1 pseudogene is annotated in these 302 nt (G+C 37.1%); it reads left to right on the top strand.

Annotated elements, in window-relative coordinates:
• A pseudogene (locus tag KI375_RS27110) lies at positions 1–302 on the top strand (IS5/IS1182 family transposase); the annotation flags it as partial.

A 302-nucleotide genomic window follows, 5' to 3' on the forward strand; every position in this document is an offset into this window, starting at 1 on the left:
CGGATAAGTTGGAAGATGAGATGATATACTGCCAAAAACTAATGGATGTGATTGAAAATGAGGAAACGATTTCCGAATATCCAAAAGTAAAAGAGAAGTTAAACCTATTAAAGGAAACCGTAAATGATGACATCGAACATTTACGAATCTCTGAAGATCAAGATGCGAAAATTGGCCATAAAACGAAAGATACATCCTTTTTCGGCTATAAAACACATCTGGCGATGAGTGAGGAAAGAATCATCACGGCGGCTACGCTTACCACAGGTGAGAAAAATGATGGAAAACAATTAGAAACACTG

Origin of the sequence: Bacillus sp. J14TS2, from assembly GCF_018333015.1 — a bacterium.
GTDB lineage: Bacteria > Bacillota > Bacilli > Bacillales > Bacillaceae_C > Lederbergia.